We start from the raw sequence: 16,161 nt of genomic DNA on the forward strand, positions 1-16,161 counted from the left end.
ATACTCCGCTCATCGCGTTGTCGCCAGTGTTGAGCGTAAAAATTTGGCATCTATTTTAAGCAATGATAGCGTGCAAACATTGATCATTAAATGAGTGTTTTATATGCGTTTGATAATAACAATCTTTACACTATTACTAAGCTTTTCTTGTTTAGCCCAACCTCTTTCTTATTATTTTGAAGAAGACGTTAAATTTGACCCAATGATCCCCACTCCAGAGCAGGTTTTAGGCTATGAAGTAGGTCAGTGGCATGTACGTCATGATCAGTTAGTACGCTATATGGAGGTGTTAGCACAAAAAAGTGATCGTATAAATTTTGAGGTAATAGGTCGGACTCACGAGCAGCGCCCATTAGTCATGCTAACGATTACCGCGGCTGATAAATTACCTAAAGTTGAACAAATCCGTCAGGCACATTTAGCACGTTTATCTGATAAAGAAAAAGCGAAAGCAGTGAATCAACCTGCCGTTGTTTGGATGGGTTATAGTGTGCATGGCAATGAATCTTCTGGCAGTAACTCAGCCTTATTAGTGGCGTATTATTTAGCTGCGGCGCAAGGAAAAGAGATTGATACGCTATTAAATAATACGGTCATTTTACTTGATCCTTCATTAAATCCAGATGGTTTAGCCCGTTTTGCTAATTGGGCGAATAGTAATCGCGGGATGAATTTGTCATCGGATCCACAAACCCGTGAACACGTTGAAAGCTGGCCAAGTAGCCGTACTAACCATTATTGGTTTGATTTAAATCGCGACTGGCTACTACTACAACACCCTGAATCGCGCGCGCGGATTGCTAAATTTCACCAGTGGAAGCCAAATATTCTGACAGACTTTCATGAGATGGGACCAAATAGCACATACTTTTTTCAACCTGGTATCCCTACTCGTAAACACCCAATAACACCAGATGAAAATGTTAGCTTAACGAAGGCAATTGCTAATTACCATGCAAAAACACTGGATGAGCATAACGCCTTGTATTTTACTGAAGAAAGCTTTGATGATTTTTATTATGGTAAAGGTTCAACATACCCTGATGTGAATGGTGGCGTGGGCATTTTATTTGAACAAGCGAGCTCACGAGGTCATTTACAAGACACGATAAATGGTCCGCTGAGCTTTGCTTTTACGATCAAAAATCAACTATTAACAAGTATGTCGACGTTTCAAGCGGCAATAGATAATCGCCAAGCGTTACTCGACTATCAAGCTAGTTTTTATAATCATGCTGTAGAACTTGCTAGTGATGAAGATTACAAAGGTTATGTAGTGCAAGGCGGCGTTGATACTGCCCGTATTGAGCTATTCTTAGATTTATTAAAACAGCACAAAATTAGTGCTTATCCACTTAACAAAAGTGTGAAAGTAGGCGGTAAAAACTTTACAACACACAGTTATTTTGTGCCACTTGCACAACCTCAATTTCGTTTAGTGAAAGCTTTATTTAGCGAACAAAAAAGTTTTGTTGATAACACCTTTTATGATGTATCTGGCTGGACCTTGGCGCATGCCTTTAATTTAGAATTTGCAGCAGTAAAAAGTGGCTGGGGATTAGATGTGAGTAAAGCCGCGTGGCAACAGCCAGAGCAAGCACCGTTTGCAACGTTGGGTACGCATTATGCGTTTGGTTTTAAATGGGATAATTATTTAGCGCCTAAAATGCTTAATAAGTTATTGCAACAAGGTGTGCAGGCACGTGTGGCACTTAGCTCGTTATCAGCAAAGTCACTTACTCATACTGAAGAATTTGCGGCTGGAAGCATTATTATTCCTGCTGGTATTCAAACTAATCCGCAGTGGGTTACGCTCTTAAATAGTGCTCAGAATGAATTTGGCATAGCGATCACACCGATCACTTCAGGTCTAACAGCTAAAGGGGCTGATTTAGGCTCAAGAACACTTGCCGTAGTGAAAGCACCTAAGGTGCTGCTTGTTGGTGGTCAAGGGACTAGTCAATACGAGGTCGGTGAGGTGTGGTATTACTTAGACCGTTTTGTTGGCGTGGCACCTACGATAGTTGAAATGGAGCGCTTTGGTAATTTAGTGTTGAGTGATTACAGCCATATTGTATTGGCGCATGGTAATTATAATAAGCTGTCAGATGCTGATAAAGTAGCGATTAAAAGTTGGGTGCGTAAAGGTGGCGTTATTTGGGGGCACAAAGGTGGAGCAAAATTTTTAGTTGATCAACAGTTATTAAAAACCAGTTACTTATCACGCCAGGATGTCGCCAGTGCATTTAAAACAGATGGGCTAAATTATGGCGATAAAGATCACTTATCTGGACGCCAACGTATTGCTGGAGCGATCTTTAATACTAAAGTTGATTTAACTCACCCTCTTACCTTCTCATTGCAACGAGACACTTTACCCGTATTTAAAAATAGTACTTGGTTGCTTGAAATGTCAGCAGCACCATTTGTTAATGTGCTGCAATATACTCAAAAGCCATTACTAGCTGGTTTTACGGATGATGTGAATGTTGAACAAGTTACTGGAGCAGCGGGTTTAGTTGCTCACTCATACGGGCGTGGTAATGTAATCGGCATGACTGACAACCCAGTATTTAGAGGTTACTGGTATGGCACAAGTCGGCTATTAAGTAATGCATTATTTTTCGGTCATACATTTCGAGCAAATGGGCAATAGTGTCAATTTTCACAAGAGTTAATGTTCTAGTGGCGTTAGGCAAGTAACAAATGTCCATACTTGTTTAGCGCCAGCGTGTTTAAGTGCCATGGTGGCAGCATTGAGTGTTGCCCCTGTGGTCATAACGTCATCAATAATAGCCACCGTTTTTCCTGTCATATCTGTATTACACACAAATGCATTATTTAAATTTTTTATACGTTTAGCTTTACTTAGCGAGGACTGCGCTTGTGTTTTTTTAGTGCGTTGTAAACTCTGAAAATCAACATTTTCGTTTATTAGGCATGGTAGCCAACATTGCGCTACTTGATTAAAACCACGTTGTAGAAAACGTTGAGGATGCAAAGGTAAAATAATAAATATATCAGGCCATGACTCGCTATTGAGTTTGTAAATTTCTAGTTGTTGCTTAATCACAAGTGATAGTGCTTTTTTATAATGGATCTGATTGCTAAATTTAAGCTGTGTGAGCCAATGATCGAAAGGTGCGCGATACCATGAACAGGCAAATAAGCGATCAAACTGGCAGTCAGGAAATAACTCGACTATATCTGGGCGATATAACAAGTTTGGATGGGCTGTAATATCGAGCAACGCTAGATCTGCTAAGCAATGTTCGCATAAGCAGTGTTTTGTTAAAATAACACTCTGACATTGCACACAAAACGAAGGAAAAAACCAGTCAGATAAATGTTGTATTCGTTGATTAAAACCACTCATTGCATTCAGTCCTTGAAGCGCTATTATGAGCACTAAGTTTGGATGAGGATTGATAAAAATGCAAAATGAGTTGGTGTTACTACATGGCTGGGGGATGAATCAAGGTGTATGGAAAATCATTTTTCCGGAACTGGAGTTCTTACATGCAGGCGTTGTGCGGTGTATGAATTTACCCGGCTATGGCGACAGTCAAGTGTGGCCAACACCGTATAACTTGCATGATACAGCTAAGCAGTTAAGTGAGCAATTACAACCTAACTCTATTTTAGTGGGCTGGTCATTAGGGGGGCTATTTGCATTATATATTGCCAAACATTGGCCTGAAAAAGTAGCTAAAGTGCTATTAGTAGCTTCAAGTCCATTCTTTGCAGAAACAGAGGACTGGCCGGGTATTAAAGCAAATGTTTTAACGGCTTTTAAAGAGCAGCTAGTTACACATCGTGAAAAAACCATAGAGCGATTTTTAGCTATTCAAGCAATGGGAAGCACGAGTTCACGTGATGATATTAAACAGTTAAAAAAATTACTGAACGAATACCCTGCACCACAAGAATGTGCACTAAGCGCAGGGCTAGATATACTACAAAGTGATGATTTACGCGATATCTTTAGCAATTGCCCGGTGCCCATTAGAGGCGTTTTTGGGCGTTTAGATGCATTAGTACCGTACCGTGGCATAGCAAAAATGCAGGCACTGAATAGTGACTTTGAGTATGAAGTGATTGATAAAGCTTCCCACGCACCGTTTATTTCTCATAAAAAAGAGTTTTTATCTGCCGTCAAATCAATGCTTTGAAAAGTAATATCGACATAGCATTAAAAAGCCGATAGTAAAGCTTTATTTTGTGTATTTTATGAGCGATAATTAACCAATATATCATTGGTGGAGGTGTAGTGTGCCAATCGGATCTGTATTTAATAGTGGTGTTGAAGGTTTTAACCGTGCCAGTCAAGGCATAGAAAAAGCCAGCGCAGAGATAAACCGCGCCAGCATTGAACAACAAGATGATGCGCAGTTAGCCCAGCAGCGTCAGTTGCAAGCTGCACGCCCAGAAGAAGCGATAACAGCGCCTGTATCGCAACCGCCAAAAATTGACGAAGCATTAGTAAACTTAAAAGTTGAAGAGTTTAATGTTAAGGCAAATACGCAATCGATACAGACAGCAGACGAAGTGCTTGGCACTTTGATTGACGTTAGAGTTTAATAGACTATGAATATTGTCACGCCATTTCCCAGTATTAATATAAACACTGCAAATGTGCATACGGAAACCGCTCGGCGTGACAATCAACTACGGGAAGTTATACCTGCCCCAGCGGCTGCTAAGCCTTCTAATACCGACAATAAAGCACTTGGCGATAACGAAAAAGCTAAGCAAGCCGGCTCAACTGATGTTGGTACTTATGATGCTAAAGGTAAGCTTGCTGATGAAAAGGTAATTGAAGAGCGCCAGCAAAGCGATGGTGAGCAAAACGAAGAGCAACAAGAAGCTAAAAAAGAACAGCAGAAGAAAGAGCAAGTAACCCAGCAAGAGCAGCAAGATGCAGCTCAAATTAAAGAACTTAAAGCACGAGATACCGAAGTACGTATTCATGAGCAAGCGCATGCGTCAGTTGGTGGGCAATATGCCGGCTCGCCAAGTTATGATTATCAACGAGGGCCAGATGGCACTAATTATGCCGTTGGTGGTGAAGTGCAAATTGATGTTGCTGAAATAGAAGGCGATCCAAAAGCAACCATTGAAAAAATGCAAACGGTACGAGCAGCTGCACTTGCTCCTGCAGAGCCTTCAGGTGCTGACCGTTCAATTGCAGCTGATGCTACGCAAAAACTTGCAGCAGCGCAGGCTGAGCTTGCAACACCTGCCGCTGATGACGAGAGTGAATCAAATCGCTCTACTTTTAAGGTAGATAATGATTTAGCTGAAGATGAGCAAATAATTTCAGCTACAAATACAGAAACAGCAACTGCTAAGCGTGATGCAGATGTAGAGGCGCGCGCTGGTCGCATTGCGCAATTCTACCAAGGTGCTACCTCGGCTTACGGACAGTCAGGGTTTTCTGCAACTATATAATTCACTGTCCGGAATTAGTTGACCACAACAATTAGTATCACACCGTAAATACTCTATATAAAAATAGCTTTGATTTAAAAATAAAAAGCGCCTTTAGTCTAAACTAGGGCGCTTTTTATTATCTAAATAATAATCACTAATTTAATGCAATTGGTATTATTTTTTCACTTTTGCATTTGCGAAGGCATCTGCAAAAGCATTCCCCATTAAGGCATTACCAGTATCGCGCTTTGGCTTTGCTGCACGAGGTTGGTGATTATTGCTGCGACTATTGTTTTGTGGCTTTTGATTTGCAGCTGGGGCTGCTTTATTACTGGTATCAATGTCATCATCCAAGCGCATAGTAAAGCTGATGCGTTTACGTGGGGCATCTACTTCAACTACTTTTACTTTAACAATATCGCCGGCTTTTACTACTTCACGCGGATCAGAGATAAACTTATTAGTAATAGCCGATATATGCACCAAACCATCTTGATGAACACCAACATCAACAAAAGCACCAAAGTTAGCGACGTTTGATACAACACCTTCTAAGATCATACCCGGTTGTAAATCACTGATTTTTTCAACACCCGCTTTAAACTCTGCAGTTTTAAACTCAGGGCGAGGATCGCGACCAGGTTTGTCTAGTTCGCTGATAATGTCTGTCACGGTGGGTAAGCCAAATTTATCATCGATATAGTCATTCGCAACGAGTTTATTAAGTAGATCTGAGTTACCAATCAAGCTGCTCACATCTAGACTATTTTGTTCGCAAATACGTTTTACAACAGGGTAAGCTTCAGGGTGAACTGATGAGCTATCAAGCAGATCGCTACCATTACTAATTTTCAAGAAGCCAGCAGCTTGCTCAAAAGCTTTTGGTCCTAAACGTTCAACTTTTTTAAGTTGTGAGCGCTTAGTGAAAGAGCCGTTAGCATCGCGGTAGTTAACTATATTTTGTGCTAGGGTTTTATTTAAACCAGACACGCGAGTAAGTAATGGTACTGACGCCATGTTTAAATCGACGCCAACTAAGTTTACGCAATCTTCTACAACAGAGATAAGGCTTTGCCCAAGTTGGCTTTGCGATACATCATGCTGATATTGGCCTACACCAATTGATTTAGGTTCAATTTTAACAAGCTCAGCTAGAGGGTCTTGCAGGCGACGCGCAATTGAAACCGCACCGCGTATAGATACATCTAAATCTGGAAACTCATTAGCGGCAAATTCTGATGCAGAATATACAGATGCGCCAGCTTCACTGACCATGATTTTATTGAGTTTAAGCTCACTATTTGCTTTTATTAACTCAGCAACAAGCTTGTCTGATTCACGAGAAGCGGTGCCATTACCAATCGCAATCAACTCAACTTTATGCTGACGACATAGTTGCTCTAATGTCCGAATGGATTTATCCCAATGATTTTGTGGGGCATGAGGGAATATAGTTTGAGAGGCAAGTAGTTTGCCGGTGCTATCAACAACCGCTAGTTTACAACCAGTACGTAAACCAGGATCTAGACCTAAAGTGGTACGAGGCCCCGCAGGTGCTGCCATTAATAAATCTTTAAGATTCTTAGCAAATACATCGATTGCACCCGTTTCAGCTTTTTCGCGCATTGCAGCTAAAAATTCATTTTCTAAATGCAGACCAAGTTTCACTTTCCATGCCCATTGCACAACAGTTAATAACCATGGGCTGGCAACTTGGTTTTTAATATCAAGGCGGTAATGATCTGCAATCATAATCGCACACATATGTGCCGGGTTTTCAACGCTTGGTTCAGGGTTGATACTCAGCTGCAAAATACCTTCGTTACGTGCGCGCAGCATTGCTAAAGCACGGTGCGATGGGATTTTTTTGAGTGCTTCTTGGTGCTCAAAATAATCACGGTATTTGGCACCGGTTTGTTCTTGGCCTTTGATCAAGCTTGCTTCAATTTGGCCATGTTGGCTGATATGGCGACGGAATTTTGCGAGTAATTTAGCGTCTTCGGCGAAGCGTTCCATTAAGATGAATTTTGCACCTTCAAGGGCTGATTTTGTATCTGCAATAGACGCTTGTGGATTAATAAATTGTTTGCTTTGCTGCTCTGGATCTAATGAAGCATCGTTAAAAAGTGCATCTGCGAGAGGTTCAAGCCCTGCTTCTATCGCTATTTGGCCTTTAGTGCGGCGCTTAGGTTTATAAGGAAGATATAGATCTTCAAGCTCCGTTTTGCTGTCAGCACGGTTAATGTCGGCTTCTAAACTCGCGCTTAATTTATTTTGCGTTTTAATGGTGGCTAAAATAAATGCTCGACGCTCTTCAAGCTCGCGCAAGTATGATAGGCGCTGCTCTAATAAACGTAGCTGAGTATCGTCTAGGCCACCTGTAACTTCTTTACGGTAACGCGCGATAAAAGGAACGGTCGCGCCCTCATCAAGTAACTTTGTGGCAGCGATGACTTGCTGTTCTTGAGCATTTAGCTCGGTGGCTAAACGTGCAGAGATATTGCTCATGCAAAAACCTTATTAAACAATTTTAAAACCAGAACGATAGTTTTGGCGTGATGAATTGCTTGAATAATATCACAGCGTGGCTTAATAAAAAGGCCTTAAAGCATGCTATTTATATACTTTAGGGCCTTTATAATAGGAGAGTTATTTAAATAAACAATCGTACTTAATGAGGGTGCTCAACTTGCTCTAGAACTTCACTAAAACCGTGAGCAATAGGGCTAATATGAACAGGTATATGCAATGTTTTAGCTATTTCACGCGCGGAGATCAAACCGCAAATTTCATTGTGTGCCGTTGTTACTAGTAAAAACATGATACCGTGATGCTCCATGGTTTGTAGTGCATCGCCAATGCAGGCGTAACCTAAACTTTGCATACTCACACCTGTTAAATGAGCGATCGGTGTCATCACATGGCGTAGGCTAACATCTTCGCGTGACACGTTTAGGCGTTGCGCTAGCATCATAATTTTTGAACTTTGTAGGTCTGCACTTGATACAACCCCGAGCAATTTCTCTTTATCGTCAACCACCAAGATAAAGTCAGTGTGTTGGTTGTTGGTTTGCTTTAATGCATCAACAATATTTGTTTCGTAATGCGCTCGTAGTGGATCTTTTTGGGTGAAATTATTCACCATTTTTAAAGCCGGAGACGTTAAATCGATTAAAGGTTGAGTGTCGCTGTAAGTGTGTGACAACACGCCTTTAGAGATATCTTGAGTACGTAATTCTTTGAAATTAGTCATAGTAACCACCAAAAATGTTATTAAATTTAATTAAGTTCTAAAAAATGAATTAAATAGAATAAGCTGGTGGTCCTCGCTGATAAGCGTGATTAAAAGGTTTAGCTAAATGTGCGCCCAAGTAAAACGACTGGGGAGTGTCGGGGAGTGGATGAAGTGCCCCTAGAGACAGCCCGTTGTCATGAGTATCTATGTCAACGTCAAGGTTTGCTTGGTCGGGAATATCACAAGCAATGTAGTTAGCATTGGTGTGCTGCGCTTGATTGTCAAAATCATGCGCAAGTACAGTCAAACTCACACTCATTAAGAGTGTAAATAACATGGCATGACTGCATATGCGATGTAATAAGTTTGACATGAAACGACCTTCTAATTATGAACCCAAGCGCAAAATGCATTACTTGAGTACATTTATGTATAATCTATAACTACACATTAGACAATCAATAATTAACCAAATCTGAATTGTCTGATATTTTTAATTAAATGGATGTACGATTATTTCTGAGCATCAGGGTAGCTAATTTTGTTTACATACCACTGCTTTTTTCCTTGCGGCGTTGGTACTTCAAATTCATCATCTACCTGTTTTTTTAATAATGCACGTGCCATTGGTGAATCAATAGAAATATAATCTTTACGGTCGTAAATTTCATCAGGGCCAACAATTCTAAAGGTTAGTGTTTCTGCGTCATCATTCTCAATTTCAACCCACGCGCCAAAAAATACTTTACCAGCCTGTTGCACTGAGTAATCAATAATTTTTAGATCTGGCATGCGTTTACGTAAGTACCTAACTCGGCGGTCTATTTGGCGCAATAAACGCTTATTATATTGATAATCTGCATTTTCAGAGCGGTCACCTAAACTTGCAGCCCAACTCACTATTTTTGTTACTTCAGGGCGTTTTACGTTCCATAAGTGGTCGTGTTCTTGTTGTAGCTGTAAATACCCTTCGCGGGTGATTAAATTGGTTTTCACGGTTTTACTTATCCATCTTAGTGGGATCGCAGGCAAGGTATTAAAATATCACGGGCTTGTCGAGAGGATTTTTATGCTTTCGATAGGTTGTACCTTGAAACGTTCAGTAACAATCTTGTGACTTAATTAGTTTTTTATTATCACGCTTTTCCTTTATATTAACGAGTAACTGTATAAAACAACAAGAATGAAGTTATGGGACACGAAACCACAAAAGTATTGGTCGTAGATGACGATATGCGTTTACGCAGTTTATTAGAGCGTTATCTGGTAGAGCAAGGATTTATCGTACGAACTGCGGGTAACTCAGAACAAATGGATCGTTTGTTGGAACGCGAGAACTTTCATTTAATGGTGCTGGATTTAATGTTACCTGGCGAAGATGGCTTATCGATTTGTCAGCGTTTACGCCAAAAAGAAAACGAAATCCCGATTGTAATGCTTACCGCAAAAGGTGATGAAGTAGATCGTATTATTGGTTTAGAACTTGGTGCCGATGATTATATTCCAAAACCTTTTAACCCCCGTGAATTATTAGCCCGTATTAAAGCAATTTTACGTCGTCGTTCAAAAGAAGTACCGGGTGCGCCTGCCGCGGAAGAAAACGAAATTTCATTTGGTGAGTTCTCACTTAATTTAGCAACCCGAGAGATGAGTCAAGGCGATAAAACAATGTCATTGACGAGCGGTGAATTTGCGGTATTAAAAGCATTGGTGACACATCCACGAGAGCCGCTTAGCCGTGATAAGTTAATGAACTTAGCTCGTGGGCGTGATTATAGCGCACTTGAACGTAGCATTGATGTGCAAGTGTCTCGTTTACGCCGCATGATTGAAGTAGATGCGGCTAATCCTCGCTATATCCAAACAGTATGGGGCTTAGGCTACGTATTTGTTCCTGATGGTGAAAAATAACCTGAATGAGTATGTTTCCTAAAAGCGCATTTGGGCAAACGGTATTTTTGGTAGCGGCATTATTGTTGATCAATCAAGTCGTGTCGTACATCACCGTGAGCCTGTATGTGGTTAAGCCAACCATTGAGCAAGTTAACCTGATACTTGCTAAGCAAATTAAAACCGTGTTTATTGACTGGGAAGATGGCGTTGAAATAACAGATGAAGTATCGGAAAAGTTTTTTGAAATTACCGGTATAGAAGTCATGACACAACGCCAAGCAATGCGTAGTGGGTTAGGGCAAAGCCGTGAATATCCGATGTTATCGCGCAGTATGTCAGAGCAGCTAAATGGTTCTGCACGCGTACGAATTAGTCAAACGGGGCCGCTTGTTTATTGGGTTGAAGCTCCGCAGGCGCCCGGTTATTGGGTTAAAGTTCCGCTCACTGGGTTTAAAGATAATAATCTGGAATTCTTAACTTTCTATCTATCAAGTATTGGCTTTTTAAGTGTGCTGGGGGGGTGGTTATTTGCGCGTCATCTAAATCGGCCTTTAAAAGCACTCCAGCAAGCTGCAATCAAAGTGGGTGTTGGGGATTTTTCAACCAAGCTAGAAGAACATGGCTCAACAGAAGTAATTGAAGTAACGCGGGCATTTAATCAAATGTCGCGAGGTATCGCTGCGTTAGAGAACGATCGCCGTTTATTAATGGCGGGTGTGTCTCATGATTTACGTACACCGCTTACGCGTATTCGTTTGGCGACTGAAATGATGTCAGATGAAGAGGATTACCTGCGTGAAGGGATCATTTACGACATTGAAGATATGAACGCGATTATTGATCAGTTCATTGAGTATTTACGTCATCATAAACGTGAAGAGTTAGCGCTTGAAGATTTAAATGCATTAGTGTCTGAAGTCGTACATTCAGAGCAAAAACATCAACGTAATATTACGTTTACTGAAAATCACAGTATCAATAATGTACCATTGAGCATGGTGGCTATTAAACGTGTTATTACTAATATGATTGAGAATGCAATACGTTATTCAGATGATGATATAGATGTGGAAACCACAATCAGTCGTGATAAAAAGTACGCGATGGTGGTGGTTAAAGATCACGGGCCAGGCATACCTGAAAGTGAATTAGAATCAGTATTTGAGCCATTCAAGCAAGGTGACACAGCACGCGGTAGTGAAGGCAGTGGTTTAGGGTTGGCGATCATCAAGCGTATTGTTGATATGCACGGTGGTAAGGTTGCCTTAGTGAATCGCCCTGAAGGGGGGTTAAGTGCTGAGGTGTATTTGCCTTTAAAACATGTAACTACAAAAGAAAAACAGTGATCAGTGTATTGGCTAAGTAATGTTATTTAACCGGGGTTAATGTGGTGATTAACCCCAATTTAGTGATGGTGTTTGCTGGTGTCTACGTTGCCAAAAAGGGTGTGATGACCAACGTTGTTCTTGGTTGTAGAAATAATGTTTATGGTGTAGATAACTGTCCCATATCTGCTCAATTTGTTGCTGATAAGTTTTGATAAAGTATTGGTGTATATCGTTATCTAATGTTTCGATAACCTCAGATTTTTTTATTAATGATGCTAATTGCATAGCACTTGCCATTGCATTAAAAATCCCCTGAGATGATAAAGGGTCAAAGCTAGTTGCGGCATCACCAAGTGCAGCCCATTGTTGACCTACAAAGGTGTCTAAGCGTGTTGAATTGGCACTGGTAATACCGTGTAGATCTAACGTATGTTGATTGCCTTCGAGTAACGCGGCTAATGGTGCATGTTGTTGAGCAAGTTGACTAAATAGAGCTGTGTCACGATTTAAGCCTTTACTGAAAAGGTCGGAGTCGGTTTGAAATGCTAAAACACGGCGTTGATTTGGTAGTGGTGCACTGTACCACCAGCCATTAACGGTTGCACAAATACTCCCTAGTTGATTCTCACTGTTGTTTGCCAAGGTCGCCCAGCATGATATGAGTCGGTCGCTTTGTTGACGATCCGTATATTTTTTTGCAAAGTGAGCTTGGCGGCCTGTTGCATCAATTACAAACTGACTACAAATAGTGATTTCTTTGGGTTCGTCGGAGTTTGTGTGCTCAAGTAAAATGTGCCATGTATTATCATTATATTGACTGCCTCTGAGCCGTGCTGGCCAAATACATTCAACACCACGTTGCTGGGCTTTATTACGTAAAAACAACTCAAATTCTTTACGGTTTAATCGCCAACCGAAGCCATCTGGGTTGCTTAGGTTATCAGTAATGTGAGGCTTTTCTTGTCCCCAGCTAACTTGCATGCCTAGATTGTGTAAATGAATAGCTTGGGTGATGTTTGTGTCTATTAAAGCTTCAAATTCAGTGAGTAAATTAAGCTGTTGTAAAATGCGCTTTGCTGCAGGTGCTAAACATTCACCAATGCGCTCTTCAGGCAATACAGATTTATCAATAAGTGTTACTTGGTAAGAATCACATAACGCAAGCGCAGCAATACAGCCTGCTACGCCTGCACCAATGATCACAATATCACTCGTTAACTCTTTTTTGTTAATCATTGGCATAATGATCCTAACGTCCTTTTACGCGATGAAAGCGATTTGCTTTTTCTGTTACACCTAAATCTATTTTGTGTTGATTTGGTGGCAGATCCGCAGAAAGCGTCGCTTTACTATGTTGTATTGCTTTACTGGCAAGGTTTGTATGTGCTTCTTTATCTTGCTTGTGAGGTAGCATGCCGACTTGCATCATAGTTGGAAATTGAGGGTCACCAAGGGCGCCAACATGTGCTTGCACAATCGCGAGATCTGCAAAGTTTTCAACCATACTGTTGATTTGGTTGGTGTATGTTGCAGGCTGGCCGTGCAAAGGTAAATCATCTAACCAATCTGTGCGATACGCAAATGCCTGTTGGCGAGTGCTATTTGATAGTGATGTATCAAGCACTTGCTTATAACGATATTGGTTCATAACTTGATTAGGCACACGTGCCGGCCAAAAAGTGGGTAAGAAAGGGTCGTATTCAGAGCTGTAGCCATCACGACAGCTAGCTGTATCTGTTTGCCATGGGATAGCCATCCAACGTGTCACACCGCCTGCTACTTGTCCACCAAATAATGGTCCTTGTGCAAGGGTAAAAATATCACTATTCATGACAGGGCCGTAATAATAATGATCGCTTTGTAGATCCGATTTTGCGTGTTTTAACCTAAAAGCTGATTGATACATACCTGCAGTGCGCATAGGCCAAGTCATTTCACAGCCTGGATGAAACGCATCTGCTAGGCAAAATTCCATCGCACCACGAGTGAGTAAGTCAGGCTGTTGTGCCACGGGATAATCATCTATAGTGAGCTGCTTTGGAGCAACGGGGCAACCGGATTGCGGTGTGTAATCATTAATAAAATCGCCTTTTACCCATTGGTCTAAAAACGACAATTGTAAGTTTGAGAGTGTACTATGTTGGCGTTCAGATCCCGTTGGTGGAATACTAATTGCGTCGCCATAGAGCCAAGGCCATAGTTGAGGTGCTTGGGCACCTGGGACATCAAAACGGCGAAAATTATTAGATAACGTACGACGTAGTTCTTGATAGGCTGGAGAAGGGTTGCTTAGTTTTTCTAACCACTGAGGAGTTGTGTAATCAAATTGACCACCCCATCCAAAAGCGCCTGCAAAGCCACCATTAACCCATTGTAAGTCAGTCATTCGAGTAAAAATAGGTTGAATATCATCCGTAAATGAAGGGCGCTGTGGACGTGCAAGCATGCCACTGTTTACTGCAACATCGCGCATTAAATCCCACATGGTACGCACTGATTTTTGCATTGGCGCATAATCAGGCGGTGCACAAATGGCCCAAGCGGGTTCAACTCTTAGAGCAACGCCTTGATAAACAACCTCAGCGGTAATAGGGCCATCGGATATATCATCATACCAGCCTTCATTGTTGGCGAAAGTCACCGCGATATCCCCATTCAGGTTACGCGATACGCCATGCCCACCTAGCATGATTAATCGGCCATGTTCATCACTGCGCATCTCGCCTAGATAGACTTTTTCACCCATAAATTTACCGGTAAAGGTGTCTTTATTTTTAGGGGTTATATTTTTGCCGCTTAGGCTGCGTTTACCTCCATTAATGACAAGCTTATCGCGATTTGTAACATTGTTGTTTCGCAGTAAAGATGGCGGTGCATCGGCGGCTTCTGGAATATCTAAAGCAATTTGAAATTCATACCAAGACGCTTTTTGATTCGCAAGTTGGGCGTGCCATGTTATGTCAGCATTATCTAAAGTGAGTTCCTTAATTGCTTTGCCAGCAGCGTTAAAGCCGTAAATTCTAAATTCGGCAGCTTGGCGTTTCATTGCGCCACTTTTGTCGCGGTAAGCGTACTCATCTGAATTTGGAACAGGTTTAGGGTGTTGCGGGCCAATGAAATAGTCATCTTTACTGTTACCTACTCGCATCACACCAATAGGAGGGTAAATACCAGCGTACACAATGCAGTCAGAGTCAGTATCTTGTGATTGCTCAGGATTAAACTGACTAATTGCTTTTGGTTCTTGCAGCAGCTGACCATTTGCGGTGTGACGTGCATGAGCGCTGGCTGCGTATGCTGACTTGCGAGCAAGGGCAATGCTACCTAAAGGCTCATGATCAGCTAAAGTGCGCCAAATATTGAAGGCGAGGTTACGACCAAGCTCGGCTTGACCAATTGAGGTAATGTCTTGTTGTGCCAATTCTAAGTGTGCAAGGCAGATATACGGACTTTCTTGTGTGCTCCAGACTTTTTGTGCATCATCAATTGGCATTGTTTTGGGGTTAGTACGCAATTGTACTTCAAAACGAAAGCGAGCATTTCCTTCACGCAATCGTCGCTGTAAATCTAACGCAAGGTAGTCATTATCAACACTAGGTGCGCCTAAATCAGAACTCTCAGGTACTAACCGATATTTTACAATGTGTTGTTCACCAAGTTTAAATGGTAAAATTGCCCAATATTTAGCACTTAGGCAGCTCGCCTCTACTTTTTGCATTGCCTTTAAAATGTTAGATGTTTTCTTATTTTTCGGATCATTTATGTATGCGTCGTAGTCTTTATTTATTACGCCAGCCGTAGTGAATTGGCACATCTGTTGGGCATTTTTGGTAAAGAAGCGATTTATATTTTGAAAAATAAAGTCTGCTGTGTCGCTTTCTCCAACCAGTTTTGGACCCTCTACGGAAAACAGCTTCATCGCCAACCCAAGGGTACTGTGCAAATCAGGTGATGAAGGGGTTGTGTCACTTGAAAAGCGAACCGCGCATTCGTATTCTTGGCCTGCAAATATGCCCACTTTAAATTGCGGGTCAATGTCTGAGTTAATTTTAAACTTGCCGTACACAACGCCATGTTGTTTTCTAAATACGGCACGTTGAGCGGGTTGCTGCCCTTTATCTATGCGAGGAACTTGCCCAAGCCCAACAAACATCTCTGTTAGACGTTGGCAAGCTTGATCTACGCTTTCACCATCTGACCAACATGGTATGTTGTTTGCCGATGGTTTTGCGCCAGAGTGTTGTGTATCGTCTTTTTTAGTCATTACAGCAT

General features: G+C 41.5%; 13 protein-coding genes. 6 read left to right on the forward strand and 7 right to left on the reverse strand.

Annotated features, from left to right (window positions below):
• The first annotated feature begins 103 nt into the window (after positions 1-103).
• Positions 104-2,656 (forward strand): M14 metallopeptidase family protein, encoded by a 2,553-nt coding sequence (locus ADS77_RS17540; protein WP_054455571.1) that lies wholly within the window; start codon positions 104-106, stop codon positions 2,654-2,656.
• An 18-nt stretch (positions 2,657-2,674) separates the two neighbouring features.
• On the opposite strand, the gene ADS77_RS17545 is transcribed toward ADS77_RS17540, so the two are convergent.
• Positions 2,675-3,376 carry a ComF family protein gene (locus ADS77_RS17545; protein ID WP_054206371.1) on the reverse strand — a complete coding sequence of 234 codons (702 nt, stop codon included), beginning with the start codon at positions 3,374-3,376 and terminating at the stop codon, positions 2,675-2,677.
• Between the two features lie 58 nt (positions 3,377-3,434).
• On the opposite strand from ADS77_RS17545, the gene bioH reads away from it, so the two are divergent.
• The 3 genes from bioH (at position 3,435) to ADS77_RS17560 (ending at position 5,451) form a co-directional block, all read left to right on the forward strand.
• Positions 3,435-4,172 carry a pimeloyl-ACP methyl ester esterase BioH gene (gene bioH, locus ADS77_RS17550; RefSeq protein ID WP_054455573.1) on the forward strand — a complete coding sequence of 246 codons (738 nt, stop codon included), beginning with the start codon at positions 3,435-3,437 and terminating at the stop codon, positions 4,170-4,172.
• Between the two features lie 100 nt (positions 4,173-4,272).
• On the forward strand, positions 4,273-4,581 hold the full coding sequence (locus ADS77_RS17555; RefSeq protein ID WP_054206373.1) for a hypothetical protein: 309 nt from the start codon (positions 4,273-4,275) through the stop codon (positions 4,579-4,581).
• A gap of 6 nt (positions 4,582-4,587) precedes the next feature.
• Positions 4,588-5,451, forward strand: a complete 864-nt coding sequence (locus ADS77_RS17560; protein ID WP_054455576.1) for a putative metalloprotease CJM1_0395 family protein — start codon at positions 4,588-4,590, stop codon at positions 5,449-5,451.
• A gap of 156 nt (positions 5,452-5,607) precedes the next feature.
• Here the strand turns inward: ADS77_RS17560 and ADS77_RS17565 are convergent, their stop codons facing one another.
• The 4 genes from ADS77_RS17565 to greB form a co-directional block, all read right to left on the reverse strand.
• A complete protein-coding gene (locus tag ADS77_RS17565; RefSeq protein ID WP_054455578.1) occupies positions 5,608-7,941 on the reverse strand; it encodes a Tex family protein in 2,334 nt (777 codons plus the stop codon).
• A gap of 163 nt (positions 7,942-8,104) precedes the next feature.
• A complete protein-coding gene (locus ADS77_RS17570; protein WP_054206376.1) occupies positions 8,105-8,686 on the reverse strand; it encodes a CBS domain-containing protein in 582 nt (193 codons plus the stop codon).
• Between the two features lie 49 nt (positions 8,687-8,735).
• Positions 8,736-9,041 carry a hypothetical protein gene (locus ADS77_RS17575; protein WP_054206377.1) on the reverse strand — a complete coding sequence of 102 codons (306 nt, stop codon included), beginning with the start codon at positions 9,039-9,041 and terminating at the stop codon, positions 8,736-8,738.
• Between the two features lie 140 nt (positions 9,042-9,181).
• The gene (greB, locus tag ADS77_RS17580) at positions 9,182-9,664 is read right to left on the reverse strand and encodes a transcription elongation factor GreB (protein ID WP_054455580.1); all 483 of its coding nucleotides are present in this window, start codon (positions 9,662-9,664) and stop codon (positions 9,182-9,184) included.
• Between the two features lie 195 nt (positions 9,665-9,859).
• Here greB and ompR point away from each other — a divergent pair, with 195 nt between their 5' ends.
• Complete coding sequence (gene ompR / locus ADS77_RS17585; protein WP_054206379.1) at positions 9,860-10,579, forward strand: two-component system response regulator OmpR; 720 nt, start codon at positions 9,860-9,862, stop codon at positions 10,577-10,579.
• A 5-nt stretch (positions 10,580-10,584) separates the two neighbouring features.
• Positions 10,585-11,907, forward strand: a complete 1,323-nt coding sequence (envZ, locus tag ADS77_RS17590; RefSeq protein WP_054206380.1) for a two-component system sensor histidine kinase EnvZ — start codon at positions 10,585-10,587, stop codon at positions 11,905-11,907.
• A gap of 48 nt (positions 11,908-11,955) precedes the next feature.
• Here envZ and ADS77_RS17595 read toward each other — a convergent pair whose 3' ends face one another.
• A complete protein-coding gene (locus tag ADS77_RS17595) occupies positions 11,956-13,131 on the reverse strand; it encodes a tryptophan 7-halogenase (protein WP_054455582.1) in 1,176 nt (391 codons plus the stop codon).
• Between the two features lie 7 nt (positions 13,132-13,138).
• On the reverse strand, positions 13,139-16,153 hold the full coding sequence (locus ADS77_RS17600) for a LodA/GoxA family CTQ-dependent oxidase (protein ID WP_054455584.1): 3,015 nt from the start codon (positions 16,151-16,153) through the stop codon (positions 13,139-13,141).
• Positions 16,154-16,161 lie beyond the last annotated feature (8 nt).

The sequence above is a fragment of the Pseudoalteromonas porphyrae genome (assembly GCF_001298125.1).
Taxonomy (GTDB): Bacteria; Pseudomonadota; Gammaproteobacteria; order Enterobacterales; family Alteromonadaceae; genus Pseudoalteromonas; species Pseudoalteromonas neustonica.

Coding starts and splice junctions, on each gene's coding strand:
- ADS77_RS17545 (WP_054206371.1), bottom strand. CDS start 3,376: ATGAGTGGTTTTAATCAACGAATACAACATTTATCTGACTGGTTTTTT.
- ADS77_RS17540 (WP_054455571.1), top strand. CDS start 104: ATGCGTTTGATAATAACAATCTTTACACTATTACTAAGCTTTTCTTGT.
- ADS77_RS17600 (WP_054455584.1), bottom strand. CDS start 16,153: ATGACTAAAAAAGACGATACACAACACTCTGGCGCAAAACCATCGGCA.
- ADS77_RS17560 (WP_054455576.1), top strand. CDS start 4,588: ATGAATATTGTCACGCCATTTCCCAGTATTAATATAAACACTGCAAAT.
- ADS77_RS17595 (WP_054455582.1), bottom strand. CDS start 13,131: ATGCCAATGATTAACAAAAAAGAGTTAACGAGTGATATTGTGATCATT.
- ADS77_RS17565 (WP_054455578.1), bottom strand. CDS start 7,941: ATGAGCAATATCTCTGCACGTTTAGCCACCGAGCTAAATGCTCAAGAA.
- envZ (WP_054206380.1), top strand. CDS start 10,585: ATGAGTATGTTTCCTAAAAGCGCATTTGGGCAAACGGTATTTTTGGTA.
- bioH (WP_054455573.1), top strand. CDS start 3,435: ATGCAAAATGAGTTGGTGTTACTACATGGCTGGGGGATGAATCAAGGT.
- ADS77_RS17570 (WP_054206376.1), bottom strand. CDS start 8,686: ATGACTAATTTCAAAGAATTACGTACTCAAGATATCTCTAAAGGCGTG.
- ompR (WP_054206379.1), top strand. CDS start 9,860: ATGGGACACGAAACCACAAAAGTATTGGTCGTAGATGACGATATGCGT.
- ADS77_RS17575 (WP_054206377.1), bottom strand. CDS start 9,041: ATGTCAAACTTATTACATCGCATATGCAGTCATGCCATGTTATTTACA.